Below are 26,429 nucleotides of genomic sequence, written 5' to 3' on the forward strand. Positions count from 1 at the left end.
ATAACCAAGAGCCCCTGCAGCTATACCTGCAGGGGCTTTTTTTATGGCCTTTAGAAATCAAACAAGACTATAATTTTTTATACACCTGCTTTTTCCTGATATTTAAGGTATAGCTCCCTAATTACTTAATTGACAAGCATATGAAAATGGAAAGCATGGTGTTTAGTCAGTGCCGGAGGATGATCATGGTAATGTTGCTCGCAGCACTAGGTATGGCAGCAACCGCTTGCGAAAAGGAGGAGGGAGATGTGATCATCAATACGGCCATAGAGTTGAGGTTCACAGATGCGATTGGACATAATTTATTGGACCCAGCGACGCCTAATGCCTTTTCTCAGGAAGAAATAGAGCTGTATTACTTAGTTAACGGGGAGAGAAAACTAACACTGGATGGTAGCTTAGATTATCCTAAACATTTCTTCGTCTTTCAAGCAGGAACCCAACACATCATGCGGCTTTTCCCAAGTCTTCACGAGGAGAACATGCGGACCCAGACCTACATCAGGCTCAGTGAAACAGATACCGACACCATATCCTGCGCCATCAAAAGATGGGGTAAAGGCAACCAGTCTGCTGCTGTCACCAAGGTGTGGTATAACAATGAACTGGTATGGGAAGGGACAGGTCCGAGGTATGTGGAGGTCGTAAAATAAGGCGATGGGTTAACGTTTCATTTCGAGCAGTAGCGAGAAATCTGGATTGAGTAACGGCTACTATCTCAGATTTCTCATTAACGTTCGAAATGACATTAAAAAACGCCCGGCAGTTTATACCTGCCGGGCGTTTTTGTATTGAGCTATACCTTAGGTATAGCGACTAACTAAGCAAGCCGTAAATCGTTACAGACACCACAAACCCCAGCACCAACAGGAGCGCCACATTCAGGTATACCGGTACCGCTTTGCCTTTCACTTCTTCATAGTTGAAACCTTGGCCGGTAAGCACCATTAATAAGGACAGGTTGATGATAGTCAGCACCTTGTTAATGGCGTTCCAGGTATGCTTGATTTCTAAAGTCATTTTGTATGTTTTTGCCTAAAAGTACTGTGGTCGAAACTCAGATGAATGAGAAATTAAAAGGTCCCTATACATAAGGTTTAGCCAAAATACTCATTAATAATTACTCATTATTCCAAAAAGCTACTCATAAAGCCGCCTTCCTTCTTGGCGTTCTCGCCGTGTGGCATCAGGGCTTGGATCAACTTCTTCACTGGCATGGACTGTAGCCATACCCTACCAGTGCCGCGCAGGGTAGCCAGGAATAGGCCTTCGCCGCCGAAGATCATCGACTTGAGTCCGCCGGCCTGCTGAATGCTGAAATCTATACCTAGTTCAAAGGCCACTACGCAGCCGGTGTCCACGCGCAGGGTTTCGTTGTTGAGCTCTTTCTCTACAATGGTGCCGCCCGCGTGCAAGAAGGCCAGTCCGTCGCCGGTAAGCTTCTGGAGGATAAAGCCCTCGCCACCGAACAGGCCGGAGCCCAGCTTCTGGTTGAAGTGCATGGCCAGTTTGGTGCCCAGCGCTGCGGCCAGAAAGGCGTCGCGTTGCGCAATGAGTGTGTTGCCAGCCAGCTGCTGCAGGTCGATGGGCAGGATGGTGCCGGGGTATGGGGCCGAAAAAGCGACCCGGCTCTTGCCGTGGCCACGGTGCGTAAAATGCGTCATAAACAGCGACTCGCCCGTAATCAGGCGGCTGCCCATGGACACCAGTTTGCCCAGGAAGCCCTGGCTCGGATTGGAGCCGTCGCCCATTTTAGTCTGGAAGTCGATGCCCTCTTCCATATAGACCATGGCGCCAGCCTCAGCTATCACGGTTTCGTTGGGGTCAAGCTCGATCTCGAGTACCTGTATGTCGTTGCCGAAAATGCGGAAGTCGATTTCGTGTGCGTTTCTCATAGTTTTTAGGACTTAGTGTTCAGACAGACAAGATAGCAATTATCTAGTCTTCTTCATCATCCTCGTCCTCTTCCGCACGGCCTTTTTTTCGGCGTGCTTTTGGCAGGTCCTTGTCGTCCTCGTCATCCGATACGGAGCTGGTGCCTTTCACAAAGTCCTCATCGGTTTCCTCTACTTCTTCGCCCTCCTCAATGTGAAACTCCTCTTCTTCGCGCTTGGCCCGCTCGGCGGCGTCGCGCTTCACCAGCTTTTTATCCTCCACATTCTTGTTGAGAAACTCGTTGATCTGGTCGATGGAGTAGTTGGAGATGATTTCACCCTGCTTGTTCACCTTAATTTCGAAACCCTCGAGGTCTTTGTGCACGCGGGTTTTCTTCTTCGAGTTCTTATTTTCTTTTTTATCCTTAGCCATACCTTGGGTCTGTTGCTTTCTGAAGTATAAGGCGAAACGGCCAAATAGTTTCAGACAGGTATAGCGGGCAGGTATAAAAAAGGCGGCTACCCCTCTCGGAATAGCCGCCCTTGTGCAGGTATAAGGTATAGCCTAAGCTGTTGCGTATTGGCTCAGGGCACTGATGGCAGCATCGATGCGGTTGGCGGTTTCCTCACGGCCGATCACCTCGATGATCTGCATCAGGTCAGGACCCGCCTCGGCACCGGTCACTGCCAGACGAAGCGCCTGCATCACCTGGCCGATCTTCATGCCATGGCGCTCTAGGATACTTACCAGCAGGTCTTTCACCGTGTCAGCATTGAAATCGCTGAGGGTAGAAAGCTCGTTGCGGAAGTCAGAGAACACGGCTACCGCCTGGCTGTTCCACTTTTTGGAGGCTACTTTCTCGCTGTACTCGGTAGGTGCCACGAAGAAGTAAGCTGCCTCGCGCCAGAACTCCTGCGGGAAGCTCACGCGCTCCTTCATCAGGCCGGCGATTTTCTCGGCTTTCTCAGGCGAGCAGGAGATGTTGTGTTCTTCCAGCGCCTTGAGCAGGTAGCCTGCCAGCTCGGCGTCCGGCTTGGCGCGCAGGTACTGCTCGTTGAACCAACGGGCTTTCTGTATATCGAAACGGGTGCCGGACTTGCCGATGCGCTCGATCGTGAATTCATTTGCCAGCTCCTCCATCGAGAAGATCTCCTGCTGTGTGCCTGGGTTCCAGCCCAGGAAGGCCAGGAAGTTGATGAAGGCCTCCGGCATGTAGCCGCTCTCACGGTAACCAGAAGAAACTTCGCTGGTGAAAGGGTCTACCCAACGCAGCGGGAATACCGGGAAGCCCAGCTTGTCGCCGTCGCGCTTGCTCAGTTTACCATTGCCGTCTGGCTTGAGCAGCAGCGGCAGGTGCGCGAACTCCGGCATGGTGTCTTCCCAACCCAGGTAGCGGTATAGCAGCACGTGCAGCGGAGCAGATGGCAACCATTCCTCGCCTCGGATCACGTGCGTGATCTTCATCAGGTGGTCGTCCACGATGTTGGCCAGGTGGTAGGTCGGCATGCCGTCCGACTTCATCAGTACTTTATCATCAATGGCAGAAGAGTGTACCATTACCCAACCGCGGATCAGGTCTTTCAAACGAACCTCTTCCTTGCGGGGCACTTTCAGGCGGATCACGTACGGATCGCCGCTCTCGAGGCGCTTCTTCACTTCATCCTCCGGCAGCGTGAGCGAGTTTTTCATCGTCATGCGGGTGATGGCGTTGTACTGCGGCGTGGCTACTTTGGCGGCTTTCAGGCGCTCGCGCATTTCGTCCAGCTCCTCAGCCGTGTCGAAAGCGTAGTAGGCATGGCCGCTCTCGATCAGCTGCATGGCATACTGCATGTACATCGGCTTGCGCTCCGACTGGCGGTATGGCGCATACGGGCCGCCGTTCCATGGGCTTTCATCCAGCTCAATGCCGCACCACTCCAGCGACTCACGGATGTAATCTTCGGCACCTGGCACAAAACGGTTCTGGTCTGTGTCCTCGATGCGCAGAATCATCTTGCCGCCGGTCTTACGGGCCAGCAAAAAGTTGTAAAGGGCCGTGCGGACACCGCCGATATGGAGAGGCCCTGTCGGGCTTGGGGCAAAGCGTACTCTAACTTCTCTTTCCATGTATGGTTATTTCAAAAAGGCATTGCAAATGAAGCCACAAAGGTACAAAATAAATTTTCGTTTCTGTAAGGGTTTGGGGTATAACCTATACCTGTACGAGGCGCAGGTATAAACATAACCTTTCATCTGCGTATCAGTTTTAGGATAGTATCCGTTCCGCTCCATGCCCCGCAAAACGCTGAAAAATATTTGGTGCCTGCTCAAGGAGACGACCCTTGAGTTTATCGAAAACAACTCCTTCCAGAAAGGGGCGGCGCTGGCCTATTATACCATTTTCGCGTTGCCGCCCATTCTTCTGATCATCATCAACGCGACGGGCTATTTTTTCGGGGAACAGGCTGTGTCGGGCGAGGTATACTACCAGATTCGGGAGACGATCGGGGCGGAGGCGGCTTTTGCGGTGCAGCGCATGGTCGAGAGCATCAACGAGATTACCTCCTTCAACTTTGCCACTGTGGTGATCGTGGTCACGCTCTTCATTGCGGCTACAGGTGTGTTCGTGTCGCTGCAGGACTCGCTCAACGAGGTATGGTACGTGCGGCCTGCCCCCAAGCGCGGCTATGTTAAGCTGATTCTCGACCGTTTCCTGTCCTTTGCCATGATTCTGGCCATTGCCATTCTGCTGATCGTGTCGCTGCTGGCCAACACCATCCTGGTTGCCATCGGCGATTTTCTGGAGGCTCGCCTGGCCGGCTGGATCGTGTACGTGATGCGGGGTGTGAACCTGGTGTCGGGCTTTGTGCTGATGACCTTTATGTTCGGCTGCATCTACCGCTTCCTGCCCGATGCCAAGATCAAGTGGCGCGACGTTTGGGTAGGAGCCTTGGTTACCTCGCTGCTGTTCGCCATCGGCCGCGAAATCATCGGGCTATACCTGGGCACGAGCAACATCACGTCTATCTACGGGGCAGCCGGCTCGGTTATCGTGATTTTGCTGTGGGTGTTTTATACCTCCCAGATCATCTTTTTCGGGGCGGTGTTCACGTTCGTTTACTCCCGCAAGTATGGCTTTAACATCTACCCCGCCGAGTATGCCGTACGCTTTATCCGGCAGGAGATAGAAGTAGGCCACACCGCCGTGAACGCCGAGCCGGGCAAGTTTACGAAGGACATTTATGGCGAGGAGGAAGCGAAGGAAGCAGCGGAGTCGGAAGAGAAGGAGAAGTCAGCGGGGGAGGGGATTTGAGGGGAACGTTTCGTGCATGATGTGAGTGAGGCGTAGCCGAAGCCTAAACCATGCCCTTTGTTACCTGCTTTTTTTCTTATTCTTTAAGTATATTTCAACCAATCCATTCTTAGCATTCCTTCCATAAACTTCAGGATTAGGAGTGTCATACATTGCAATATTCTGTATGTCTTCCATCTTTAAATCATTAACTAATTGTCTTGCTTGGTACACCCCTACAGACATACCATCTACAACTACCTGCATGCAATCTTGGCATAAATAGTCACGTATGACAAGCTTTGGAAGATTATCATTTAAGTTAGCTCTGACTTTAGAAAGAATCCTTTCCTTCTCTTCTTCGGCCTGATTGCTACCCGTACTAAGAACAGTCACATATTTGCAATCATGGTTAAAGAATGTTGTCTTTGATAAGTCAACAAGCTCAGTAAAAATAATCTGCTGCTTTTCATACTTCTTTAAAGCGCCGTTGATGCTTTTTTCATCATACACTATTCCTTCAAGGATGTAGATGTCGCACAAGTCTACCTTATCCAAACTTACTCCATACCTTGCTTCAATCAAGCTCTTTATTAATTCAATATTTGCTTTTTGCGCAACCACAAGATTTAGCTGAAAAGCAACTATCAAAACTATAAGTAGGGCTTTCATCATAATTAGAAATTGCAGGTAACGGCTTGTGCAGCCGAAGCCCGAAGCGTAGCAAGGGTTAAGGCTGCATTGGGTTAGGCTGCGTTTTTCTCAAAGCGCTTTATCGTTTCCAGCTCTTTTTGCTTATTTATCATTTCTTCTTCCAAATCATAATCGTCTTGTAGCCCGAGCCAGAACTTAGGGGAATTGCCAAAGTAGTAACTTAATCGTAAGGCTGTGTCTGCTGTTATGCGCCTGTTTCCTTTCAAAATTTCAGACACTCTCGTTTGAGGTATACCAATGTCCTTTGAAAGCCTGTAGGCTGTGATGTTTAGAGGAACAAGAAATTCTTCTTGCAATATTTCTCCTGGATGAATATTAGGTAACCGCTCCATTTAATTCTTCTTTAGTGGTAATCAATAATTTCTACTTCTGACGCTTGGCCGTTACTCCATTGAAAAATGATTCTCCATTGGCTGTTTATCCTGATGCTATAAAACTCTTTCAGGTTTCCCGCTAACTTCTCTAATCTGTTGGAAGGAGGGATTCGAAGGTCAGCAATATCTTGAGAGTTGTGAAGCATTCTAAGTTTGCGCCTGCCGACCGTCTGAATTTCCATAGGCAACTTCGCTACTCTTTCTCCGTTCCAGATTTTTTCTGTTTCCTTTGACCCGAATGATACAATCATGCTTACCTTATGCGTTACTAACGCCAAAAGTAAGTATAAGGTTTAACACTAAAAAGGTTTATGTTTTTATTCTTTGAAATACAGCCTAACTTGTAGCTAAACAGAATAAACTTACGGTTTTTTGTCGATTTTAACAGAAAACCGCAATCGGATTATCGAACATACTATATATGCACAAAAAACCTCCAACCCTATCATCAAATGACAGTGTTGGAGGTATAGCATTTGCTAATCAAAGCTTTTCTACAAAGCCGCGATACAAGAAATCTCCACATTCACATCCTTTGGCAGGCGGCTCACTTCCACGGTCTCACGGGCAGGCGGGTTGGCGGTAAAGTAGCTGCCGTATACCTCGTTTATTTTGCCGAAGTTACCCAGGTCTTTCACGAAGATGGAGCATTTGAGCACATTGTCGAAGCCCATGCCAGCTTCTTGCAGAATGGCGAACAGGTTCTTCATAACCTGGTGCGTCTCCTCTTCAATGGTGCCGCTTACCAACTCACCGCTTTGTGGGTCGAGTGGAATTTGTCCTGAAACATATAAGATGCCGTTATGAAATGTCGCTTGGCTGTAAGGCCCGATAGCGGCTGGTGCTTTGGCGGAATTGATGATGCTGTGCGTCATAGTCTGATTAGTTTTAATGTGTATCTTTACCCATCAAAAGTACAGAAATATGCACATACTTGTTTTGTCTGGCGATGAAATGGCCGCTGAGTTCCGGCAGAAGTTTCCCGAGGGGAGCAATGGCAACACCTATACCTTTCTGCACAGCCGCCACCTCATCGATGACCAGCTGAGGCCGTCTGATATTGTATTTGACTTCCTGCTGCACGAAGAGCCGGAGCGCCTCAGCGACTATCCTCCTGGCCAGATCGTATTTTGCCAGGCTGCAACAAAACAATTGGCCGCGCTGGTACGCGAGTCAGGTATAGAGAACGCCTGTACGCTGTTCGGCTTCAACGGACTGCCTACCATGCTTAACCGGCCAGTGCTGGAAATGAGCCTGTACAAGCAAAGCGACACCGAAAAACTGCACCAGGTATGCGAGCAGCTCGGCACAGAGTACCAGGTGGTGGAGGATCGGGCAGGTATGGCCACGCCGCGCATCCTGTGCATGATCATCAACGAGGCCTGCTATACCTTACAGGAAGGCACCGCCTCCATTCAGGACATAGACCTGGGCATGAAGCTCGGCACCAATTACCCGCATGGCCCCTTCGAGTGGGCCAATGCCATAGGTATAGCCAATGTGTATAAAGTGCTGGAGGCGATGTACGAAGACACCAAAGAAGAACGCTACAAAATCTGCCCGCTGCTCAAGACGAAGTATTTGAGAGGGGAGACGTTTGCGGTATAGAGGGATTGTCTGAACCAGGATTCCCAAGATTAAAGGATTCTCAGGATTTACACAGATGCCGGGTCATCCCCCTACCCCCTTCAAAGGAGGACGAGGTATAAGTTGCATAGCAAAGGCTTGAGCTATCGAAAATCTTCCCAGTCTTTGGGTGGGGGTAGGGGCCCTCGATAAGGAGCGCTTTGTAGATTTCCGGTGACGCGCAGCGGCATTGCGACGCAGGAGCAAAGGGAAGATACACAGCGCGATGCCCGAAGACGATGCCCCGCGGCAAGAGCGCTCCAAGGCTGAAGACGAAGCAATTGGTGTAATAGCATTGGATAGGCCTTAGCTACAAAGCGTATAAAAAAACTGTTTCAAAATATGTGAACAAAAAAAGGGGAAGCCAGTCAGCTTCCCCTTTTCTTTTATACCTACATAAGATTACTCTACTGTTACAGACTTCGCCAGGTTACGAGGCTGGTCTACGTTACAGCCGCGCATCACCGCAATGTGGTAAGAGAGCAGCTGTAGCGGAATAACAGACAGCAACGGCACCAGGTGCTCGCTCGTCTCCGGAATTTCGATCACGTGATCTGCCATGGCAGGTATAGTCGTGTCGCCTTCCGTCACAACTGCAATGATCTTGCCTTTACGCGCCTTCACCTCCTGTATGTTCGATACGATCTTCTCATATGAGCTATCCTGCGTGGCGATTACCACCACTGGCATCTGCGCATCGATCAGGGCAATTGGGCCGTGCTTCATCTCAGCAGCTGGGTAGCCTTCGGCGTGGATGTAGGAAATCTCCTTCAGCTTCAGAGCGCCTTCCAGGGCAACCGGGAAGTTGTAGCCACGACCCAGGTATAGGCAGTTGGTGGCGTCTTTGTACTGCTCCGAAATAGCGATGATCTGGTCGTTCAGTTCCAGTGCTTTCTCTACTTTGGCCGGAATGCTCTCCAACTCCACCATCAGCTGGCGCAGCTTGGTTGTCTCCAATGTGCCGCGCTTGCTGCCTAAAATCATCGCGATCAGCGACAGCACCGTTACCTGCGCCGTAAAGGCTTTGGTAGAAGCTACCCCAATCTCAGGGCCCGCATGGGTATAGGCACCCGCATCGGTAGCACGGGCGATAGAAGAACCTACCACGTTGCAGATGCCGAAGATAGTAGCGCCTTTCGACTTGGCCAGCTCCAGGGCCGCCAGCGTATCGGCCGTCTCGCCGGACTGAGAGATGGCGATCACGATGTCACGCTCGCTGATGATCGGGTTGCGGTAACGGAACTCTGAGGCGTACTCTACTTCCACCGGTATGCGGGCCAGGTCCTCAATCAGATACTCGGCCACCAGACCGGCGTGCCATGAGGTACCACAGGCCACAATAATGATGCGCTCGGCATTCACAAATTTGTTTTCGAACTCACGGATGCCGCCCATCATCATGTGGTCGCTCTCCGCAATCAGACGGCCGCGCATGCTGTCGAGGATGGAGCGTGGCTGCTCGAAAATTTCCTTCAGCATGAAGTGCGGGTAGCCGCCTTTCTCAATCGACTCCAGGGCCATTTCGAGGCGCTGTACGTAAGGTGTTTGCACGACGTCCTCTTTCGTGCGGATCTCCATCTCGCCGTTTTTGATCACCACCAGCTCGTAGTCGTTCACATACACCACATCGCTGGTATACTCGATGATCGGGGTGGCGTCAGACGCCAGGAAGTACTCGTCCTTGCCTATACCCACCACCAGCGGGCTGCCTTTGCGGGCCGCGATCAGCTGGTTCTGGTCATCTTTCGAAAGTACTACGATAGCATAGGCACCTACCACCTCGTGCAGGGCAAGGCGCACGGCCTCGGCCAGCGAGCAGTTGCTGTTTTGCTTAATGTCTTCGATCAGGTTGATGAAAACCTCTGAGTCCGTTTCAGACTGGAAGGTATGGCCTTTCTCGATCAGGAGCTGCTTCAGCGAAGCATAGTTCTCGATAATGCCGTTGTGGATGATGGCAATGCTCTTGGAGCTGGAGTAATGCGGGTGTGCGTTCACATCGTTCGGCTCGCCGTGGGTAGCCCAACGGGTGTGGCCCATGCCGATGTTGCCGTGCACATCCTTGTCTGCAATATACTCTTCAAGGTCGCTTACCTTGCCTTTCTTTTTGAAGATGTTCAAACCTCCGTTCATCAGGGCTATTCCTGCGCTGTCATAGCCTCTGTATTCAAGTCGTTTCAAGCCCTTAAGGACAATAGGGCAAGCATCTCTATGCCCTACGTATGCTACAATTCCGCACATATAGTATAAAATTTCATTAAAAAAATAAAGGGTACCTGCAAAGGTACCCTTTTCTATAATATGTATAAAATTTCTAACTAATATTTGTGGCTTACTACTGCAGCTTCGAGTAATAGATCAGCAGCCTTACCGGATTTGCCTCGTTATTGGTAATGATGGTGCGGTAAGGGCGTACTTCGGGACGTACGGTACCTGCGGCGCTGTTTGTGGCAGAAGTTACGACAGCGGCTCCAAGCAGCAGTCCGTTGTTCGTTCTTTTACCTACCAGTACATCCTGCAGATAAGTAGTGATGTTGATAGTATAGTAGTCCTTGCCGTCTTTGCGGATCATCCTCAAAGCTGCCGGTCGTGCTGTTATAGGCCAGTTCACGCCATCTTCCTGCACGGTGCGCACGGCGCCCGAAATGTCGCGCAAAAACTGGTTTGCATCATTGGTTTCGTACAAAGCCAACTGTGGAGGACCTGGCAGGTTGTTTGCCGAAGAAGCTGACTTAACAGGTATAATCAGTTCGGCCCGGTTGATGATCAGGTTGCCCGGAATGTCCTTCAGCTCATTCATGTAAGGGAAAGTGATCTTGCTGAGCAGTTGTGTGCCTGCCTGTACATATGAGTCACCACCTGTTTCTGTGGCAGGTACAAAGCTTCCGTTACTTTGCAGCGCCGCAACGGTAGTACCGGTGCGGTCCGATGACAGCTGCGTGAAATAATTGCCTGTGCCCAGCAAAAAGTTATGCTGTCTTGCCGTGCCTTCCGCTGTTGTGTAGTGCAGTGTCAGGCTGGAGTTGGTGCTGCTCAGGTTTAGGCCCACGATACTGGCATTCTCTTCCTCAGGCACCGTTAGTGCTACACCTTTGAAAAAGTTGCGGAAGCCTGCCTGGTCGGCCAAACCAGCCTGGCCGGACTGGGCCATGAACTCGTTTGCCAGCTCAGAGCTCAGCTTTATCTTTAGCAGTCGTGTCTTTTTGGTTGTCACGCCGTTGGTCGTCTCCGTGTCTATGCGCGGAAAGAAAGCCTTCGAGCCAACAGGCGTCTGGTCGTAAGGGAAAGGAGTCGTCGTGAAGTAAGACGTTCTTTCGTCGAACGTACCGGTCAGACGATGCACGTTTACCTGCATGGCCTTCAGGGTGTCGGCATACTTAAATGAGTAGTCCAGCGTGAGCACCAGTGAGTCAACTTTAGCGCCTGCGCCAAAGTTCAGGCTGGAGCCGTTAAGCGCCACCTCTGTTATCGTGCTTGCCCGCACCTTGCCCAGCACCGGGTCAACATACTGACCTAGCAGCGGCGACTGTGAACGGAACGAGGGAATCGAGTCCCCCTGAAACACAGTTCCGGTCCGGATGGTAAGGGTATCGGTGAACTCTGTGCCTATCAGGTTTTCATCCTGAAGTTCGAGTCCGATGTCTTTTGGGTCTTCGCAGGCTGTGAGGGCGGCAAATGAAAAGAAGAAAAAAAGTAATCTTCTAGCGGCTGAGTTCATTATATAGGTTGAAGTATGAATCACACAGGTTGTCGTCGGCACTGATGGTATTGATGTTCTTGTTCGTCTCAACAAACTCGTTGAACAGGGCGTCGATGTTCTCGCTGAAGTTCTCGTTCGTCTTGATCACAGAGTCGGCATACTCCATGCCTACTTTGATGAAGCTGTCGAGGTCCGCTTCCTGCAGCGAAGCCAGCATGCTGTTGTCGATGTCGAGCATTTTTACTTTTTCGAGCAGGTCGCCTTCGAACTTGTGCTTGTACTCGTGGTTGTAAACCGTAAAGATAGACTTCGAGTCCTTAAAAATCGGGTCTTTCTTGTAAGTAGTTTTCAGGTATAGCGGAATCAGGCCCGTCATCCAGTCGTTGCAATGCACGATGTCCGGCTGCCAGCCCAGTTTCTTTACTGTTTCGAGCACACCCTTGCAAAAGAAGATGGCACGCTCGTCGTTATCCTGGTGGAAGTTGTTGTTCTTGTCCACAAAAACGGACTTGCGCTGAAAATAGTCTTCGTTGTCGATAAAATATACCTGCAACTTGGCATTCGGGATAGAGGCCACCTTGATAACAAGCGGCTTCTCGTCATCACCAACGGCGATGTTAATGCCCGACAGGCGAACTACCTCATGCAAACGGTTTTTACGCTCGTTTATTATACCGAACTTTGGCACGAAAATGCGGATCTCCATACCTCTCTCCTGCATGCTCTGCGGTAGCGTGTTTAGAAATTCTGCTACTTTAGTGGTTTGGAGGAAAGGAAGGATTTCGGTGGCGGCGTACAGGATTCGCAATTTAGACATGGGTATGTAATTAAAAATTAATGAGCAACAGTAATGGGACGTGCAAAATTAGCATTTTTTATTCTAATTTTCAATTTAATGTTCTATAACCTACTTTTGCCGGCTTTCAGCAATTGCACCATTTAGACCGATTTAATATGGAAGTTATAGAGCAGGTGTCAGCCCTCAGGGCCATAGTAGCGGCGCTGCGTTGCGGCGGCAAGCGCATAGGCTTTGTGCCCACCATGGGCGCCCTGCACGAAGGGCACCTGCAGCTTTTGCGCGCCTCGGCCCGCGAGAATGACATTACGATTTGTAGTGTGTTCGTGAATCCGACTCAATTCAACAACGCCTCTGATTATAAGCTATACCCCCGCACGCTCGAGCAGGACACCCGTCTGCTGCAGACCGTCGGCTGCGACTACTTGTTCGCGCCGAGTGCGGAGGAGATATACCCACAACAGTCTGTGCTGCAGTTTAGTTTCGGCGCGCTGGAAGCCGTGATGGAGGGCGAGCACCGGCCGGGTCACTTCAATGGTGTGGCGACTGTCGTGAGTAAATTGTTCCACATTGTGCAGCCGCACAGGGCCTATTTCGGGCAGAAGGATTTGCAACAGGTGGCCATTGTGCGGCAACTGGTGCAGGGCCTGAGCTTCGACCTAGAGTTGGTCTGCTTCCCCACTGTGCGCGAAGCCGACGGACTGGCCATGTCGTCGCGCAACAAGCGCCTGAGCGAGGCGCAGCGGCAGTTGGCCCCACAGCTTTACCTAGCCTTGCAGACGGCAGCCGCCAATTTGCACCAAAAGCCCATCAACGCCATCAAAAGCGAAGTAGCGCAGCAGCTGCAGCAGGAAGAGGAGATCAAACTAGAATACTTTGAGATAGTGGATTCGCTCACGCTGCAGCCGCTTCAGGACGTAAGCGGGCACGACGAGGTGGCCCTTTGCATTGCCGCTTTCGTGGGTGAGGTGCGCCTAATCGACAACCTGCTCGTGAATCTAAAAGAAATATAGGTTGTTAACACTTATGGGAAGCCTATTTGTTGGGAAAGCTTACAGCCGACAAAAAAGTGCAGTAAGAAGAGGGCACTTGCATCTCACAGTGGCCTCGTGCGCTATATTGCAAAAATAGCCTCTAAGTATCGAAAAGGAAGAAAAAATGCTTTTTGGCTGCATGAGGGAATGCTTGGGCAGCCTTGCACTTGACTAAATTAAAAATAATTGAGGGAGGATATGTATCCTCCCTCAAGGCAGTAACAGCTCAATCGCTAAAATAGGAAGAGGCAGCGTGCGAGACTGAACTGACACAGTAGTAAATTACTCTTAAATTATTCAGGAGCAGGAGTTGGATATGTTATAGTCATTGAACAGCAAGAGCTTTCACATTTAAAGTGAATTGTGCCATTAGGTTCAATCGAGCCACCAACTCTGCAATTAGTACACCCATGACAAGACACTGTCGGCCCTGAACCTTCTTCTGAAGCAGTCATTACTGCAGAAGACTCGCCATCAGCTTTAAGATTTCCTGTATTGCTAGAATGTACTTGTAATTTATTCGTAGAAAACTCTATTTTGCCTTTTCCTATAGCTATGTTTTTTACAAATTCGTCACCTTTAACTTTATAAGAAACAAAGGCAGCAGAAGCTACTTTGGATTCCATATATTCAATATCAACGATTTCAATTGAATCAGTGCTTAAGCCGTTGATCTTAGAGAGCGATTTAAGAATATCCTGCTTGCTTTTAGCAATCGTAAACCCATTTGGAGAGGTAAGATGAAGCTCTGACGTCTTGCTTTCTATAGAAAGTTGATCAGGCTCTAGCTCATCCTCTTTTGTACAGCCTGTAAATGCCGCAAGAGCGATGATAAAAAGCGCAAGTAGTGAAAATTTAGGCAATATTTTTTTCATGATTTTTGTTTTTAAGTTTTTCATAAAATCACTGTCCTCTTATTTGTTCTTTTTCAAGATACGATATATATAATATAAAAGTAATATTATTATGTGTTTTTCCTTCCCATCCGCTCTTTTACTATAGTGGCTTGTTCAGGTCCAGGACTTTTGAAAGTGATGCACAATGTGCTGGTAGTTTATCTGCCGCCAAATGCATAACTTTGCGGCTTATTACAAAAATAAACCATGTATATTGAGGTTTTAAAATCCAAGATTCACCGTTGCAGGGTTACGCAGGCGGAGTTGCACTATGTAGGAAGCATCACCATTGATGAGGACCTGATGGATGCCGCCAACGTGGTGGAGAATGAGAAAGTACAGATCGTCAACATCAACAACGGGGAACGCTTCGAAACCTACGTGATCAAAGGCGAGCGCGGTACCGGCACGGTTTGTCTCAACGGCCCCGCTGCCCGCAAAGTGCAGGTAGGTGATATCGTGATTGTTATTTCATACTGCTCCATTAAATTCGAAGACGCTAAAAACCACCAGCCTACGCTCGTGTTCCCCGACCAGCACAACCGACTGGTGTAGCACCGCTGCATGAGAAAACTGCTCTCTTTTCTGAAGTACAGCCTGCTTCTGGGGCTTTCCGCATTTCTGATGTGGTATGCCCTCAAAGAGCTCGACTTCGAAAAGCTATGGGCGGAGCTCCAGAATATTAACTATACCTGGCTGGCCGTATCCCTGGTGATGGGCCTGGCCGCCTACATGAGCCGGGCATACCGTTGGTACATGCAGATACGGCCCACAGGCTATACCCCATCCTTTAAAAATACCTACGACGCCATGATGGTGGGCTATGTGGCCAACCTTGTGCTGCCCCGCATGGGCGAGCTTGTGCGCTGCAGCATGCTCCGCCGCAGCGATGGCATACCGGTTAACAAAGCCTTTGGCACGGTCATCGCCGAGCGCATCATCGACATGGTCATGCTGCTCCTTTTCCTGGGGCTCACCTTTCTGCTGGAGGTTAACCGCCTCCGCGATTTCCTCTTCGGTCTTTTCACAGATAAGTACGCCAGCCTGGAGCAAAGCTTCGGGTCGTTATACCTGTTTGTCACGCTCGTGATGGTGGTGGGCCTCGTGTTTCTGGTGCTAGGGCTGCTATACCTGAACAGACTGCGGCAGAATGCCTTCTTCCGGAAAACCGTTGCCTTTGTGCGCGGTATGCTGCAGGGCGTTTTCAGCATCGCCAAGATTGAGAACCAGTTTGCTTTCTGGGGGCATACCCTGTTTGTGTGGGCCATGTACTACGGGATGAGCCTTGTGGTGTTCTACGCTATACCTGCCACCTCGCACCTCTCGCCCATAGCCGGACTGTCGGTGCTGGTGATCGGTACGCTGGGTATGGCGGCGCCCGTGCAGGGTGGGGTAGGAGTGTACCACCTGCTGGTACAAACCGTGCTGCTGCTTTATGGTATACCAAAGGAGGCAGGTATGGCCTACGCCCTGGTGGCGCATACTTCGCAAACACTTTTGGTAGTTGCCATGGGAGTGATTAGCTTTATAACAGGAATGTTGCAAAAGCCTGCCGTGGCCGATGAGCTCGCGGAGGCAAACCCGTCTATACATGAACTCGAAAGATAAGATCCTATCCTGGTCGGACCTGCAGGAGCAAGTGCAGGCATGGCAGAAGCAGGGGCAGAAGATCGTTTTCACTAACGGCTGCTTCGATATTTTGCATCTGGGCCACGTCGATTACCTGGAGAAAGCACGACAACTTGGCGATAAACTGGTGCTCGGACTTAACACAGATGCGTCGATAAGTCGTATAAAAGGTCCAAGTCGCCCGCTGCAGGACGAAATGTCACGCGCGCGGGTTATGGCATCGCTTTTGTTTGTGGATGCTGTAGTATTCTTCGATGAAGATACGCCGCTCGAACTGATCAAGGCTGTGCAGCCCGACATACTGGTGAAAGGCGACGATTACAGCATCGAAAATATTGTGGGGCAGGATGTCGTTACAGCGAGAGGAGGCGAGGTGAAAACTGTGCCGCTCGTGAAGGGCTACTCCACCACGAATGTTGTTAAAAAAATTGAAAACCAAAATAAGTCATAATTAGGAGAACGCTATGTTAGGAATTTATTTCATAGGTATACTCTTCATGGGCCTCAGCATGTGGGTGAGCTGGAGACTGAAGAGCAAGTTTAAAAAGTACTCGGAGATTCCGTTGCAGTCGGGCTATACCGGCCGCGAGATTGCCGAGATGATGCTGGCCGACAACGGCATACACGATGTGAAAGTAATATCGGTAGCCGGCCGTCTGACAGACCACTACAACCCCGCCGACAAAACGGTGAACCTGAGTGAGTATGTGTACGAAGCACGTAGTGCGGCTGCGGCTGCCGTAGCGGCGCACGAATGCGGTCACGCCGTGCAGCATGCCAGAGCCTACAGCTTCCTGAAGTTCCGCTCGGCTATGGTGCCGGCGCTGAGCATCGCCTCACGCTACATGCAGTGGATCATCCTGATCGGTATCCTGATGCTGCAGACCACGCCCGTTCCGTTGACGATCGGGGTGGCCCTGTTCGCACTAACCACCATCTTTAGCTTCGTGACCCTGCCGGTGGAGTTTGACGCCAGCAAGCGTGCCCTGGCCTGGATCAGCTCCAACAACATTGTAACGCAGCAGGAACTGGCCATGTCGAAAGACGCGCTGAAGTGGGCGGCCATGACCTACGTGGTAGCCGCGCTCGGCTCTCTGGCCACGCTGTTGTACTACGCATCGCTGCTGATGGGCCGCCGGGACTAAGCTGACCGAGATGCAAATTAATTAAATAGTTAAATCGCCATCCGTTCGTTCAGAGCGGGTGGCGATTTTGTTTTTTTTCATAATTTTGTACTATAATTCATTAATAGTAGTCCTTTTATATATAAAAGCATGAATTTTCAATTAACTGAAGAACACTTGGCAGTGCAGGCTGCCGCCCGCGAATTTGCACAGACTGAATTGCTGCCAGGCGTAATAGAGCGCGACGAGCACCAGAAATTCCCTGCCGAGCAGATCAAGAAAATGGGCGAGCTTGGCTTCCTGGGTATGATGGTGGACCCGAAATACAATGGTGGTGGCATGGACACTATCTCCTATGTGCTGGCCATGGAAGAAATTTCTAAAGTAGACGCTTCTGCCTCTGTGGTGATGTCGGTGAACAACTCACTGGTATGCTGGGGCTTGGAGAAGTATGGCACAGAGGAGCAAAAGCAGAAATACCTGACGCGTCTGGCGACTGGCGAAATCATCGGCGCCTTCTGTCTTTCTGAGCCGGAAGCTGGTTCTGACGCCACATCGCAGCGCACTACCGCCGAGGACAAAGGCGACTACTACCTGCTGAACGGTACTAAAAACTGGATCACGAATGGCAGCACGGCTTCTGTATACCTGGTAATCGCGCAGACAGACCCGGAGAAGAAGCACCGTGGCATCAACGCGTTCATCGTAGAGCGTGGCATGGAAGGCTTCCAGGTTGGTCTGAAAGAGAACAAGTTGGGTATCCGTGGCTCTGACACGCACTCGCTGATGTTCACGGATGTGAAAGTACCTAAGGAGAACCGCATCGGCGAAGACGGCTTTGGCTTTAAGTTCGCCATGTCGACGCTGGCAGGTGGCCGCATTGGTATTGCCGCGCAGGCACTGGGCATCGCTTCAGGCGCTTACGAGCTGGCGGTGAAGTACTCAAAAGAGCGCAAGGCATTTGGTGTGGAGATCGCCAAGCACCAGGCCATTCAGTTCAAACTGGCCGACATGGCCACTAACATCGAGGCTGCCCGACTGCTTTGCCTGAAGGCCGCTTTCCACAAAGACACGCATCAGGATTATGGCATGTCCGGTGCAATGGCGAAGCTGTTTGCCTCAAAAGTTGCCATGGAGACAACCGTAGAAGCAGTGCAAGTTCACGGCGGTTACGGTTTCGTGAAAGAGTACCATGTGGAGCGTTTGATGCGCGATGCCAAAATCACACAAATCTATGAGGGTACTTCTGAGATTCAGAAAATAGTAATTTCAAGAGAATTACTAAAGTAATTTGGCACTTAAACCTTTGTTACTGTGTTATTTAGGCTAAGGATATAGTTTATCTAATTAAAATTAAATATTTAAAATATTTTGAATTTTATAAAGATTGCCCTAGCTTTAGGACAAAATTAAAGGGTTTATAGTATAAAAGTTAGTTGGTAACACACATGGAAGATTACAATAAGATTATTGAGTCGCTTGGGGTGCGGTTCATTAAAGCGAAAAATCTGGTGTTGCAGCAGCCGTTCTCGGTTCGCAACTACTACGACGTAGGCAACAACCTGATTCTGCTTCATAAAGGTACAATTTTCTTTGGTGAGGAGGAACAGATGGTAGAAGAGGGCGAACTGCTCTTTATACCGGGTGGACGCAGCACGAAGGTAACCTATGGTTCCACCGACGGGCGCTCTATCACAAATGACGATCTGATCACCAACAGAGAGAAGTTCTTTAAGAGCAACAACGACCTCGACCTGATCGGCGACGCCGAAGAGAGCCACAGCTATGTGAGCTTCGAAGCGAAGGTGTTCGACTCTGTTAACTTCTTTGCATCACTCGACCTGCCTGCCTTCCTGATCTCAGGAAACAACAAGCTGGCTAACCTGGTGATCAAAGTGGTAGAAGAGACGATGCAGGACTTGCCTGGCAAGGAGCGCCTGATCAGCATCTACACCGAGAACATCGTGGTGGAGATCGTACGCCACATTCTGCGCAACAAAATGTTCGTGGAGCAGTTGGCTACCAACAGCACCTACTTCAAAGACCCGCGCCTCATCGACCTGTTCAACTACATTAAGGAGAACTTGGGCGGCGACCTGTCTAACAAAGTGCTTTCCAATGTTGCCAACGTATCGGAGGACTATGTAGGCCAGTACTTCAAAATGCTGACCGGCATCAACCCTCAGGACTATATCGAATACCAGCGTATGGAGCGCGCCGTGTTCCTGCTTCGCACTACGAAGAAGAGCATCCGCGAAATTGGCAAGGACGTGGGTTACAAAGACACCGCTTACTTCTGCCGTCGCTTCAAGATGATGTTCGGTATACCTGCCGGTAAGATGCGCCGTCGCGAATCAGCGATGAATATCTAAGGCTAGATTATAAGAAGCAATTGTATGAGAAACCTCGGCCAAAAAGCCGGGGTTTTTTTCTATGTGGTTGCCTACCACCAGCACATCGGCACCGGCCTCCAGTGCCGCTTTCGCCTTGGCCGCCGTGTCGATGCCTCCTCCTACAATAATGGGTACCTCCACCGACTGGCGCACCGCTCTGATCATGTCAGGGCTCACAGGGTGCAGCGCACCGCTGCCGCCGTCCAGGTATATGTAGCGCAGGCCAAGCAGCTCGCCGGCCATGGCTGTGCAGGCGGCAATAGCAGGCTTGTCGTAAGGTATAGGCGTGGTGCCGCTCATGTAAGAAGCGGTGGTTTGGCGGCCGGTATCGACGAGCATGTAGCCGGTAGGGTATACCTGTAGCTCGCTGGCCTTGAGGATAGGGGCGGAGAGCACATGCTGCCCGATGAGGAAGTCGGCGTTGCGGCCGGAAATAAGCGAGAGAAGCAGAATGCCGTCGGCCTGCTTGTCGATGTGCAGGCTGTTGCTTGGGAAGAGAATAACAGGTATAGCGCTGTTCTCCTTGATGAGCCGGATGATGGCGGCCTGGTTGTCGGTGGTGATGAGGCTGCCGCCGACAAAGAAAAAATCTACTTGGTGGGTTTCGCTTAAAGAGAGCAAGTTCAGGCAGGAAGCTTCGTCCAGGTTATCGGGATCGATCAGGACGGCAAAGTGCTTTCTGCCTGGTTCATGCTGCTGTCTGTTACAAAGGTTGTTGAATGGCATCCTCTTCTGGAATGGTATAAGCAATGGTCTCTATTTCAGTTACCTCGATAGGTGCTGCTGCAATATCGCTATTTTTAGAAACAGTGCTTAAGTATTCCTCTACCTTTTTAGTCAGGTATACAAGGAGGAGCGCCATTAACTGCTGGCTGATGACCTGCATGAGCTCCGAATTGACAAAGCTTTTGGCAACGCCGGTTTGTGGATGCTGCTCATGCTGCACGTGCGGCATGCGCTCCGAAGACAAGGTATAGGCGTCCTCCTGCTCGTGCACAAACGAGTCGTATCCGGCTATGCCTGCGGTATAGGTGTCGTCCTGCTCTTGCGTATACCTATAAGAGCTTGGTATAGCCGACTCCTTTTTAGAGCGCTTTGGTTGCTTGGCTGCTTTTCCGCCCTTTAGTGCTTTATCTTTTTTTTTACTACCGCTGAACAGGCTCCTGAGCAAAAGACCCGCTACCAGCACGCCACCCGCGATGGCCACTTTCTTGCCGATCTGCTGGCTCTGTGTCTTTAAATGGTCTACATCACCCATCAGCGCTTTTTTGTACTCTTCCTTCTGGCGCTCCAGCAGTTCGCGTTCGCTGTCGAACAAAGGGTTTGTTATCTCACTCATATTTGATTTTCTCTTTTATCGGTTTTATAGATGGTATTGTCCAGAGCTTTGTCGGCCATACCCTGGAACACTTTTTTGTCGAGGCCGATCAGCAGTATAACGAGCACTACCACATAGAACAGGGCAATGATGCCGAAGCCCCAGAAAGAGCTGTCGAGCAGGTGGTTGAGCAGCAGACCCAGGAAAATGCTTACAAAGAGAAAGCTCATCAGCCCGAAAAAACCCAGTAACACCCCATGTATGGTGCTCACCATGGCGGCCTTCATCTTTTCCTGTACCTCAAGCCGTATAATGTCTATGCGGGTATCGATGTACCCCATCAGGTTCTCGATCAGGTTGGTGCTTTTTTCTCTTGTGCCGTTGTCGTTCATAGTGCCGAGCTTTTTAGTGCTTTTTCTGTATACGGGAGCAGATTAAAATATATACGGGCGATACCTGCAGTTCAGATTGTAGTACGGAATTTGCTGTATCTTGTCCGTGTTTACTTAACTCAAGTATCATTTTTTTGTTACATTAGCCTCATTGGAGCATAACCTATATAGCATACTGGGCGTGGATCCCACGGCGACGGCGCAGGAGATCAAACTGGCTTACAAGCGGCTGGCTTTGAAGTATCACCCTGACCGTAACCCGGACAATGCGCGTGCCGAGGAACTCTTCAAGGTGGTGAACGATGCCTACCAGACCTTGTCAGACCCGGGCAAGCGCGCGCGCTACGACATGCGTCTGCAGTACCTGCGCGAACAGCGGCAGGCCATACGCCAGCACCAGCCCTACCACAATGCCCGCTACCGGCAGACCCGTCCGCCGGCTCCCGTGTCGGAGCGCCATTACCAGAACATTCCGCGGCGCGAAGGGCGCCGCTTTGTGCGCAAGGACCTTTACATCACGCTAGGCTTCTTTGCGTTCATGTTCGTGTTCAGCGTGCTGCTCAAGTCCACCATGGACTACATCACCGGCGAAGACAGGTATAAGACGGCCCTCAGCTACATTGAGCATGGCAAGTACAGCAGCGCCCACAGCCTGCTAACCGATGCCATTTATTTCCGGCCAAAGCATGCCGACGCCTACCTGACGAGGGCGAGTATATCCATGAACGTGTATGAAAATTACCGCTCGGCGGTGGAGGACCTGAACCAGGTGATCGCGCTGCAGGACAGGCCCTCTGCGGAAGTGTTTATGATGCGGGGCAAGAGCCTGGCCAAACTGGAAAAGTACATGGAGGCGGAACGAGATTTTGGAATAGCCCTCACGCTCGACAGCACCCTGCACACAGCGCAGCTGGACAGGGGGGAAGTGCGCCTGTTTTACCTGCAGAAGTATGAGCCCGCCATTGCTGACTTTACCAGTTTTCTGCGCTATACCTCTAAAGGAGAATCGTGGGCGAATGCGTTGACTTTCAGGGGTTTCGGTTACTATAAAACCGGCAACTATGCCGCCTCAGAGGCCGATTACCGCCAGGTGCTGCAGGCTGACAACGCCAACGGCCGGGTATACTACCTGCTGGGCCGCACTGAACTCGAGCAGGCGCAGCCCGACTCCGCCTGCGCGCACTTCAACGAAGCCTACCGGCTGGGCTATTCTGCGGCCGTGCTGGAGCTGCGGGCCAATTGCCGCTAAAAGTATTTTAGCAGTTTTTGCTGCATCTTCTCGCTGTCCCAGGCCTGTCCTCCCAGGTAAATCTCTTTTATCTCGCCTTCCGGGTTCAATATATATGTGGTCGGGAAAACCGTCAGTTGTTGGTTGGCCAGCGGGGTGTTGGCCTTCAGGTAAGTGAAAGCGTAGGTCTGCCGGCTCCGGAACTTCAACAGCTTCTCCATCTCCTCATCCGACACCGTCACCACAGCGATCTTATCGGGGTGCAGCTGCTGCAAGCGGTCCATGGAGGGCATCTCTTCGATGCAGGGCTTACACCAGGTAGCCCATACATTCAGCACCACTACCCGGCCTTTGTACTTGTCGATGGAGATGGGCTCGCCCTGCAGGCTGGTGAGTTGCAGCGCCTGCCAGTTCACCTGCTGCGGCACGGTTTGGTTGAGCATGTAAAAGGCAAACACGGCAATCAGGCTGGTTATGGCGAAGCCTACGGCATAGGCAGTCCAAAAAGTTTGGCGGCGGGTCATGGCTTATACCTGGATATTCTGGATGAAAAACATGTAAATGAGCGCAAGTAGGAGTACCGTGCCGATGCCGGCCGACATACCTGCGAAAATGGCGCTCCAGTAGGTTTTTTTCATGGCGGCAATAAATGTTGTAACAGCTAAGGTACTAAAATGCAACCAGAATTACAGCTTGAAAACAATTTAGACAACCAGCGGCTTATTATGAAGTATAGATGGGGCAGTAGAAAACGGAGAGGTATAAAAACAGAAAACCCTCACCGTAAAGTGAGGGTTTATGCTGGTGGTGATGAGTGGAATCGAACCACCGACACAAGGATTTTCAGTCCTTTGCTCTACCAACTGAGCTACATCACCAGCTCTGTTTAACTCCTTCCTGCGAAAGAGTATGCAAAAGTAGTAACCAAATTCGAAGACGCAAACTTTCGGGCAAAAATATTTTAAAAATTGCCCTTGTGTGCGTTTTTTCTCACTATTCTACTATCTTTATCTACGAATTGGTATGTATAACGAATAATTTGCCGTGATTCAACTCGAGAACATTATCTTCCTGATCATAGCGGGCCTGGGGATAGGCCTGTTTGTGTGGCAGATCCGTAAAATCCGCAAGAATATCCTGATGGGGCGCGACGTCGACCTGAGCGATAATCCGTCGGAGCGGATTAACAAAACATTGCTGGTGGCCTTTGGGCAGCAGAAGATGTTCAAGCGTATGTTGCCAGCCGTGCTGCACCTTTTTGTGTATGTGGGCTTCCTGGTGATCAACATCGAAGTAATCGAGATCCTGATCGATGGGGTGTTCGGTACCCACCGCGTGCTGGCCTTCCTGGGGCCACTCTATAGCGCGCTGATGTTCATCAACGAGATCTTGGCTGCTCTGGTAATTGTGGCTTGTGCGATCTTCCTGTGGAGAAGGAACGTGACGAAGCTGCCGCGCCTGGCGACGGGTGTGGAGATGCGCGCCTGGCCTAAAATGGATGCCAACTTCATCCTGATCACCGAGATCGTACTGATGCTGGCCCTTTTTGCCTTCAACATCGCCGGTCTGAAGCTGGTGCAAATGGAAGGTGGCGAAGTGGCCGGCAGCTACCCGATCAGCCAACTATTCGTTAACATCTTCGGCGATAATCCGAGCTCGCTCCACATCATCGAGCGCGCCGGCTGGTGGTTCCACATCATCGGTATCCTGGCGTTTATGAACTACCTGCCGAGCTCCAAGCATTTTCACATCATCATGGCCTTCCCGAACGTGTACTACTCCAAGCTGTGGCCGAAGGGTAAGTTCACCACTAACCCGGCCATCACGCACGAGATCAAGGCCATGCTTGATCCAAGCTATCAGCCGCCTGCACCGGAAATGGACACCGAAGGCAACCCGATTGTGCAGCGCTTCGGTGCCAAAGACGTGGAAGACCTGACCTGGAAACAGCTGATGGACTCCTATACCTGTACCGAGTGCGGTCGCTGTACCTCGGTATGCCCGGCCAATCTGACGGGTAAACTGCTGTCGCCTCGTAAGATCGTGATGGACACCCGCGACCGCATGGAGGAGAAAGGCGAGCACCCGGCTATCTTTGCGCCGAACCACTACAAGGAACTGGGCGTGGAGCGCGTGCAGACAACTGACGAAAAGACGCTGCTGCGTGGCTACATCACCCCGGAAGAACTTTGGGCCTGCACTACCTGCAACGCCTGCGTGGAGTCCTGCCCGGTAAACATCGACCAGCTGTCCACCATCATGGACCTGCGCCGCTACCTCGTGCTGGAAGAGTCTGCTGCGCCGGCCTCGCTGAACGCCATGTTCACCAACATCGAGAACAACGGTGCCCCGTGGGCGTTCCCGGCTTCCGACCGCTTCAACTGGGCCGAGGAGCTGTATGTGCCTTCAAAGAATTAAATTGCTGATTGCTTATTGTTAATTGCTTATAAGTTGACTGTTATAAATTGATTGCGACGCTCGATATTGGGATGCTTATGCCTTTTGATAAGGTATAGCAATACCTTTGGGAGTGTGAAAACAATCATCAATTAACAATCGACAATTCATACCTAATCAGATGGAAGAAAATAAAAGATTAGTTAAAGTGCCAACCATGGCAGAAATGGCCGCGAACGGCGAGGAGCCGGAAGTGCTGTTTTGGGTTGGCTGTGCCGGTTCGTTCGACGACCGCTACAAGCGTGTGACGCGCGCCTTTGTGCAGATACTCGAGCATGTGGATGTGAAATATGCCGTACTCGGCACAGAAGAAAGCTGCACCGGCGAGCCAGCCAAGCGTGCCGGCAACGAGTTCCTGTTCCAGATGCAGGCCATCACCAACATCGAAGTGCTGAATGCCTACAACATCAAGAAGATCGTGACGGCCTGCCCGCACTGCTTCAACACGCTGAAGAACGAATACCCGGACCTAGGCGGTAATTACGAGGTGATCCACCATTCCACTTTCCTGCAGCAGCTCATCAACGAGGGCAAGGTAAAGGTAAAAGGGGGCGAGGCCTTCCAGGGCAAGCGCATCACCTTCCACGACTCCTGCTACCTGGGCCGCGCCAACGACATCTACGAAGCGCCACGCGATGTGCTGGCCGCTTTGGATGCCGACCTGGTAGAAATGAAGCGCAGCCGCGCCAACGGACTTTGCTGCGGTGCTGGTGGTGCCCAGATGTTCAAAGAGCCGGAGCCGGGCAAAAAGGACATCAACATCGAGCGTACGGAAGAGGCGCTGGCAACCCTTGGTACTGGAAACGGTGTGATCGCGACAGCCTGCCCGTTCTGTATGGTGATGATGAGCGACGGCGTGAAAAACAAGGAGCAGGAAGAAAGCGTAAAAGTTTTTGACATTGCCGAGCTGATCGCACAAGCGGAGGGGCTTACGAAGTAATATCTAATTGTTGATTGTTAATTGATGATTGTTTAACCCTGAAATGGATTTATCTATACCTGTTTTTTTAGTGATAAGTGCGAGCAGGTATAGTTTTTCAGGTACGACATCATCAGTGAGCAACGCTTTAAAAACAACAATCAACAACTAACAATCAACAATAAAAATGTACATTCCTTTTGACCAACTGCCACCGCATGCCCGGCTCTGGATCTACCAGGCTGACAGGGCGTTGACGGAGGCAGAGCAAGCAGAAATAAAACCCATGCTGGAGCGTTTTGCTGCTGATTGGAGTAGTCATGGTGCGGGCTTGCAGGCATCGGCCAGTTTGCTGCACGACCGCTTTCTGGTGCTGGCTAACAACGAAACCGTTACCTCAGCCAGCGGCTGTTCTATCGATAAGTCTGTGGCCTTTGTGCGGGAGCTCGAGCAGCGCTTCGGCGTTTCGTTCTTCGACCGCACCCGACTGGCTTTCCTCAAAGACGGTCAGGTGGAGGTAGTGGGGATGAACGAGCTGAAAACGAAAGTGGCCGCCGGCGAGATCGACGCGCATACCTTATATTTTGATACATTGGTAAACAATTACGGAGAGCTGCAGGATGCCTGGCCACGGCCGGCACAGCAAAGTTGGCTCTCCAGGTATTTTTAGATCCGCTAATTCAAAA

At 50.8% G+C, this 26,429-nt stretch carries 30 protein-coding genes and 1 tRNA gene; 14 read left to right on the forward strand and 17 right to left on the reverse strand.

Annotated features, from left to right (window positions below; genetic code table 11):
• The first annotated feature begins 140 nt into the window (after nucleotides 1–140).
• On the forward strand, nucleotides 141–653 hold the full coding sequence (locus B0B12_RS10155) for a hypothetical protein (protein WP_076668523.1): 513 nt from the start codon (nucleotides 141–143) through the stop codon (nucleotides 651–653).
• 163 nt (nucleotides 654–816) lie between these two features.
• Here B0B12_RS10155 and B0B12_RS10160 read toward each other — a convergent pair whose 3' ends face one another.
• From B0B12_RS10160 to gltX, 4 genes are all read right to left on the reverse strand, one after another.
• Nucleotides 817–1,020: a hypothetical protein gene (locus tag B0B12_RS10160; RefSeq protein WP_076668526.1), complete on the reverse strand. Its 204-nt coding sequence runs from the start codon at nucleotides 1,018–1,020 to the stop codon at nucleotides 817–819.
• 107 nt (nucleotides 1,021–1,127) lie between these two features.
• On the reverse strand, nucleotides 1,128–1,895 hold the full coding sequence (locus B0B12_RS10165) for a TIGR00266 family protein (protein ID WP_076668529.1): 768 nt from the start codon (nucleotides 1,893–1,895) through the stop codon (nucleotides 1,128–1,130).
• 43 nt (nucleotides 1,896–1,938) lie between these two features.
• The gene (locus B0B12_RS10170; protein WP_076668531.1) at nucleotides 1,939–2,307 is read right to left on the reverse strand and encodes a hypothetical protein; all 369 of its coding nucleotides are present in this window, start codon (nucleotides 2,305–2,307) and stop codon (nucleotides 1,939–1,941) included.
• Between the two features lie 132 nt (nucleotides 2,308–2,439).
• The gene (gene gltX / locus B0B12_RS10175; RefSeq protein WP_076668533.1) at nucleotides 2,440–3,981 is read right to left on the reverse strand and encodes a glutamate--tRNA ligase; all 1,542 of its coding nucleotides are present in this window, start codon (nucleotides 3,979–3,981) and stop codon (nucleotides 2,440–2,442) included.
• A gap of 163 nt (nucleotides 3,982–4,144) precedes the next feature.
• Here gltX and B0B12_RS10180 point away from each other — a divergent pair, with 163 nt between their 5' ends.
• Complete coding sequence (locus B0B12_RS10180) at nucleotides 4,145–5,167, forward strand: YihY/virulence factor BrkB family protein (RefSeq protein ID WP_076668536.1); 1,023 nt, start codon at nucleotides 4,145–4,147, stop codon at nucleotides 5,165–5,167.
• 60 nt (nucleotides 5,168–5,227) lie between these two features.
• Here B0B12_RS10180 and B0B12_RS10185 read toward each other — a convergent pair whose 3' ends face one another.
• From B0B12_RS10185 to B0B12_RS10200, 4 genes are all read right to left on the reverse strand, one after another.
• Nucleotides 5,228–5,821, reverse strand: coding sequence for a hypothetical protein (locus tag B0B12_RS10185; protein WP_076668538.1), 594 nt, complete (start codon nucleotides 5,819–5,821; stop codon nucleotides 5,228–5,230).
• A 71-nt stretch (nucleotides 5,822–5,892) separates the two neighbouring features.
• Complete coding sequence (locus tag B0B12_RS10190; protein WP_076668540.1) at nucleotides 5,893–6,192, reverse strand: HigA family addiction module antitoxin; 300 nt, start codon at nucleotides 6,190–6,192, stop codon at nucleotides 5,893–5,895.
• Nucleotides 6,193–6,203: 11 nt separating this feature from the next.
• Nucleotides 6,204–6,485 (reverse strand): type II toxin-antitoxin system RelE/ParE family toxin, encoded by a 282-nt coding sequence (locus B0B12_RS10195; RefSeq protein WP_076670230.1) that lies wholly within the window; start codon nucleotides 6,483–6,485, stop codon nucleotides 6,204–6,206.
• A gap of 243 nt (nucleotides 6,486–6,728) precedes the next feature.
• The gene (locus B0B12_RS10200; protein ID WP_076668542.1) at nucleotides 6,729–7,109 is read right to left on the reverse strand and encodes a RidA family protein; all 381 of its coding nucleotides are present in this window, start codon (nucleotides 7,107–7,109) and stop codon (nucleotides 6,729–6,731) included.
• Nucleotides 7,110–7,158: 49 nt separating this feature from the next.
• Here B0B12_RS10200 and B0B12_RS10205 point away from each other — a divergent pair, with 49 nt between their 5' ends.
• Complete coding sequence (locus tag B0B12_RS10205; protein WP_076668544.1) at nucleotides 7,159–7,842, forward strand: 3-hydroxyacyl-CoA dehydrogenase family protein; 684 nt, start codon at nucleotides 7,159–7,161, stop codon at nucleotides 7,840–7,842.
• 420 nt (nucleotides 7,843–8,262) lie between these two features.
• On the opposite strand, the gene glmS is transcribed toward B0B12_RS10205, so the two are convergent.
• The 3 genes from glmS to B0B12_RS10220 form a co-directional block, all read right to left on the reverse strand.
• On the reverse strand, nucleotides 8,263–10,098 hold the full coding sequence (gene glmS, locus B0B12_RS10210; RefSeq protein WP_076668546.1) for a glutamine--fructose-6-phosphate transaminase (isomerizing): 1,836 nt from the start codon (nucleotides 10,096–10,098) through the stop codon (nucleotides 8,263–8,265).
• Between the two features lie 94 nt (nucleotides 10,099–10,192).
• Nucleotides 10,193–11,575, reverse strand: a complete 1,383-nt coding sequence (locus tag B0B12_RS10215) for a DUF4270 domain-containing protein (RefSeq protein ID WP_076668548.1) — start codon at nucleotides 11,573–11,575, stop codon at nucleotides 10,193–10,195.
• Entirely contained in the window at nucleotides 11,559–12,374 is an 816-nt protein-coding gene (locus B0B12_RS10220) for a glycogen/starch synthase (RefSeq protein WP_076668551.1), read from the reverse strand. The genes B0B12_RS10215 and B0B12_RS10220 overlap by 17 nt, the downstream gene beginning before the upstream one ends.
• A gap of 137 nt (nucleotides 12,375–12,511) precedes the next feature.
• On the opposite strand from B0B12_RS10220, the gene panC reads away from it, so the two are divergent.
• Complete coding sequence (gene panC / locus B0B12_RS10225) at nucleotides 12,512–13,366, forward strand: pantoate--beta-alanine ligase (protein WP_076668553.1); 855 nt, start codon at nucleotides 12,512–12,514, stop codon at nucleotides 13,364–13,366.
• Between the two features lie 314 nt (nucleotides 13,367–13,680).
• Here panC and B0B12_RS10230 read toward each other — a convergent pair whose 3' ends face one another.
• Nucleotides 13,681–14,262, reverse strand: coding sequence for a hypothetical protein (locus B0B12_RS10230; RefSeq protein WP_170871847.1), 582 nt, complete (start codon nucleotides 14,260–14,262; stop codon nucleotides 13,681–13,683).
• A gap of 228 nt (nucleotides 14,263–14,490) precedes the next feature.
• On the opposite strand from B0B12_RS10230, the gene panD reads away from it, so the two are divergent.
• From panD to B0B12_RS10260, 6 genes are all read left to right on the forward strand, one after another.
• Nucleotides 14,491–14,838 carry an aspartate 1-decarboxylase gene (gene panD, locus B0B12_RS10235; protein WP_007655433.1) on the forward strand — a complete coding sequence of 116 codons (348 nt, stop codon included), beginning with the start codon at nucleotides 14,491–14,493 and terminating at the stop codon, nucleotides 14,836–14,838.
• 9 nt (nucleotides 14,839–14,847) lie between these two features.
• Nucleotides 14,848–15,891 carry a lysylphosphatidylglycerol synthase transmembrane domain-containing protein gene (locus tag B0B12_RS10240; protein ID WP_076668559.1) on the forward strand — a complete coding sequence of 348 codons (1,044 nt, stop codon included), beginning with the start codon at nucleotides 14,848–14,850 and terminating at the stop codon, nucleotides 15,889–15,891.
• Nucleotides 15,875–16,363, forward strand: a complete 489-nt coding sequence (rfaE2, locus tag B0B12_RS10245; protein ID WP_076668561.1) for a D-glycero-beta-D-manno-heptose 1-phosphate adenylyltransferase — start codon at nucleotides 15,875–15,877, stop codon at nucleotides 16,361–16,363. The genes B0B12_RS10240 and rfaE2 overlap by 17 nt, the downstream gene beginning before the upstream one ends.
• Nucleotides 16,364–16,376: 13 nt before the next feature.
• Nucleotides 16,377–17,057: a zinc metallopeptidase gene (locus B0B12_RS10250; protein WP_076668563.1), complete on the forward strand. Its 681-nt coding sequence runs from the start codon at nucleotides 16,377–16,379 to the stop codon at nucleotides 17,055–17,057.
• Nucleotides 17,058–17,186: 129 nt separating this feature from the next.
• Nucleotides 17,187–18,326, forward strand: a complete 1,140-nt coding sequence (locus tag B0B12_RS10255; protein WP_076668565.1) for an acyl-CoA dehydrogenase — start codon at nucleotides 17,187–17,189, stop codon at nucleotides 18,324–18,326.
• Between the two features lie 158 nt (nucleotides 18,327–18,484).
• Nucleotides 18,485–19,408, forward strand: a complete 924-nt coding sequence (locus tag B0B12_RS10260) for an AraC family transcriptional regulator (protein ID WP_076668568.1) — start codon at nucleotides 18,485–18,487, stop codon at nucleotides 19,406–19,408.
• Here B0B12_RS10260 and B0B12_RS10265 read toward each other — a convergent pair.
• The 3 genes from B0B12_RS10265 to B0B12_RS10275 are packed head-to-tail and all read right to left on the reverse strand — an operon-like array spanning nucleotide 19,391 to nucleotide 21,139.
• Nucleotides 19,391–20,155 carry a phosphoglycerol geranylgeranyltransferase gene (locus B0B12_RS10265; RefSeq protein ID WP_076668571.1) on the reverse strand — a complete coding sequence of 255 codons (765 nt, stop codon included), beginning with the start codon at nucleotides 20,153–20,155 and terminating at the stop codon, nucleotides 19,391–19,393. The genes B0B12_RS10260 and B0B12_RS10265 overlap by 18 nt on opposite strands.
• Nucleotides 20,133–20,768, reverse strand: coding sequence for a hypothetical protein (locus B0B12_RS10270; protein WP_076668573.1), 636 nt, complete (start codon nucleotides 20,766–20,768; stop codon nucleotides 20,133–20,135). The genes B0B12_RS10265 and B0B12_RS10270 overlap by 23 nt, the downstream gene beginning before the upstream one ends.
• A complete protein-coding gene (locus B0B12_RS10275; protein WP_076668577.1) occupies nucleotides 20,765–21,139 on the reverse strand; it encodes a phage holin family protein in 375 nt (124 codons plus the stop codon). Before B0B12_RS10275 ends, B0B12_RS10270 begins: the two co-directional genes overlap by 4 nt.
• A gap of 151 nt (nucleotides 21,140–21,290) precedes the next feature.
• On the opposite strand from B0B12_RS10275, the gene B0B12_RS10280 reads away from it, so the two are divergent.
• Nucleotides 21,291–22,388: a J domain-containing protein gene (locus B0B12_RS10280; protein WP_076668580.1), complete on the forward strand. Its 1,098-nt coding sequence runs from the start codon at nucleotides 21,291–21,293 to the stop codon at nucleotides 22,386–22,388.
• On the opposite strand, the gene B0B12_RS10285 is transcribed toward B0B12_RS10280, so the two are convergent.
• Both B0B12_RS10285 and B0B12_RS10290 read right to left on the reverse strand, forming a co-directional pair.
• Nucleotides 22,385–22,891 carry a TlpA family protein disulfide reductase gene (locus B0B12_RS10285; RefSeq protein ID WP_076668582.1) on the reverse strand — a complete coding sequence of 169 codons (507 nt, stop codon included), beginning with the start codon at nucleotides 22,889–22,891 and terminating at the stop codon, nucleotides 22,385–22,387. The genes B0B12_RS10280 and B0B12_RS10285 overlap by 4 nt on opposite strands.
• Before the next feature lie 278 nt (nucleotides 22,892–23,169).
• Nucleotides 23,170–23,245: transfer RNA gene (locus tag B0B12_RS10290), tRNA-Phe, on the reverse strand.
• 166 nt (nucleotides 23,246–23,411) lie between these two features.
• Here B0B12_RS10290 and B0B12_RS10295 point away from each other — a divergent pair.
• From B0B12_RS10295 to B0B12_RS10305, 3 genes are all read left to right on the forward strand, one after another.
• Nucleotides 23,412–24,785, forward strand: coding sequence for a 4Fe-4S dicluster domain-containing protein (locus tag B0B12_RS10295; RefSeq protein ID WP_076668584.1), 1,374 nt, complete (start codon nucleotides 23,412–23,414; stop codon nucleotides 24,783–24,785).
• A gap of 160 nt (nucleotides 24,786–24,945) precedes the next feature.
• Complete coding sequence (locus tag B0B12_RS10300) at nucleotides 24,946–25,764, forward strand: (Fe-S)-binding protein (protein WP_076668586.1); 819 nt, start codon at nucleotides 24,946–24,948, stop codon at nucleotides 25,762–25,764.
• A 166-nt stretch (nucleotides 25,765–25,930) separates the two neighbouring features.
• Entirely contained in the window at nucleotides 25,931–26,413 is a 483-nt protein-coding gene (locus B0B12_RS10305; protein ID WP_076668588.1) for a hypothetical protein, read from the forward strand.
• The last annotated feature ends 16 nt before the right edge of the window (nucleotides 26,414–26,429 follow it).

The organism is Pontibacter indicus (genome assembly GCF_900156345.1).
In the GTDB taxonomy this organism is placed as follows: domain Bacteria; phylum Bacteroidota; class Bacteroidia; order Cytophagales; family Hymenobacteraceae; genus Pontibacter; species Pontibacter indicus.

Bases quoted from the DNA above. Each gene is read 5' to 3' on its own strand.
- B0B12_RS10155 (WP_076668523.1), top strand. From the start codon at position 141: ATGAAAATGGAAAGCATGGTGTTTAGTCAGTGCCGGAGGATGATCATG.
- B0B12_RS10160 (WP_076668526.1), bottom strand. From the start codon at position 1,020: ATGACTTTAGAAATCAAGCATACCTGGAACGCCATTAACAAGGTGCTG.
- B0B12_RS10165 (WP_076668529.1), bottom strand. From the start codon at position 1,895: ATGAGAAACGCACACGAAATCGACTTCCGCATTTTCGGCAACGACATA.
- B0B12_RS10170 (WP_076668531.1), bottom strand. From the start codon at position 2,307: ATGGCTAAGGATAAAAAAGAAAATAAGAACTCGAAGAAGAAAACCCGC.
- gltX (WP_076668533.1), bottom strand. From the start codon at position 3,981: ATGGAAAGAGAAGTTAGAGTACGCTTTGCCCCAAGCCCGACAGGGCCT.
- B0B12_RS10180 (WP_076668536.1), top strand. From the start codon at position 4,145: ATGCCCCGCAAAACGCTGAAAAATATTTGGTGCCTGCTCAAGGAGACG.
- B0B12_RS10185 (WP_076668538.1), bottom strand. From the start codon at position 5,821: ATGATGAAAGCCCTACTTATAGTTTTGATAGTTGCTTTTCAGCTAAAT.
- B0B12_RS10190 (WP_076668540.1), bottom strand. From the start codon at position 6,192: ATGGAGCGGTTACCTAATATTCATCCAGGAGAAATATTGCAAGAAGAA.
- B0B12_RS10195 (WP_076670230.1), bottom strand. From the start codon at position 6,485: ATGATTGTATCATTCGGGTCAAAGGAAACAGAAAAAATCTGGAACGGA.
- B0B12_RS10200 (WP_076668542.1), bottom strand. From the start codon at position 7,109: ATGACGCACAGCATCATCAATTCCGCCAAAGCACCAGCCGCTATCGGG.
- B0B12_RS10205 (WP_076668544.1), top strand. From the start codon at position 7,159: ATGCACATACTTGTTTTGTCTGGCGATGAAATGGCCGCTGAGTTCCGG.
- glmS (WP_076668546.1), bottom strand. From the start codon at position 10,098: ATGTGCGGAATTGTAGCATACGTAGGGCATAGAGATGCTTGCCCTATT.
- B0B12_RS10215 (WP_076668548.1), bottom strand. From the start codon at position 11,575: ATGAACTCAGCCGCTAGAAGATTACTTTTTTTCTTCTTTTCATTTGCC.
- B0B12_RS10220 (WP_076668551.1), bottom strand. From the start codon at position 12,374: ATGTCTAAATTGCGAATCCTGTACGCCGCCACCGAAATCCTTCCTTTC.
- panC (WP_076668553.1), top strand. From the start codon at position 12,512: ATGGAAGTTATAGAGCAGGTGTCAGCCCTCAGGGCCATAGTAGCGGCG.
- B0B12_RS10230 (WP_170871847.1), bottom strand. From the start codon at position 14,262: ATGAAAAAAATATTGCCTAAATTTTCACTACTTGCGCTTTTTATCATC.
- panD (WP_007655433.1), top strand. From the start codon at position 14,491: ATGTATATTGAGGTTTTAAAATCCAAGATTCACCGTTGCAGGGTTACG.
- B0B12_RS10240 (WP_076668559.1), top strand. From the start codon at position 14,848: ATGAGAAAACTGCTCTCTTTTCTGAAGTACAGCCTGCTTCTGGGGCTT.
- rfaE2 (WP_076668561.1), top strand. From the start codon at position 15,875: ATGAACTCGAAAGATAAGATCCTATCCTGGTCGGACCTGCAGGAGCAA.
- B0B12_RS10250 (WP_076668563.1), top strand. From the start codon at position 16,377: ATGTTAGGAATTTATTTCATAGGTATACTCTTCATGGGCCTCAGCATG.
- B0B12_RS10255 (WP_076668565.1), top strand. From the start codon at position 17,187: ATGAATTTTCAATTAACTGAAGAACACTTGGCAGTGCAGGCTGCCGCC.
- B0B12_RS10260 (WP_076668568.1), top strand. From the start codon at position 18,485: ATGGAAGATTACAATAAGATTATTGAGTCGCTTGGGGTGCGGTTCATT.
- B0B12_RS10265 (WP_076668571.1), bottom strand. From the start codon at position 20,155: ATGCCATTCAACAACCTTTGTAACAGACAGCAGCATGAACCAGGCAGA.
- B0B12_RS10270 (WP_076668573.1), bottom strand. From the start codon at position 20,768: ATGAGTGAGATAACAAACCCTTTGTTCGACAGCGAACGCGAACTGCTG.
- B0B12_RS10275 (WP_076668577.1), bottom strand. From the start codon at position 21,139: ATGAACGACAACGGCACAAGAGAAAAAAGCACCAACCTGATCGAGAAC.
- B0B12_RS10285 (WP_076668582.1), bottom strand. From the start codon at position 22,891: ATGACCCGCCGCCAAACTTTTTGGACTGCCTATGCCGTAGGCTTCGCC.
- B0B12_RS10300 (WP_076668586.1), top strand. From the start codon at position 24,946: ATGGAAGAAAATAAAAGATTAGTTAAAGTGCCAACCATGGCAGAAATG.
- B0B12_RS10305 (WP_076668588.1), top strand. From the start codon at position 25,931: ATGTACATTCCTTTTGACCAACTGCCACCGCATGCCCGGCTCTGGATC.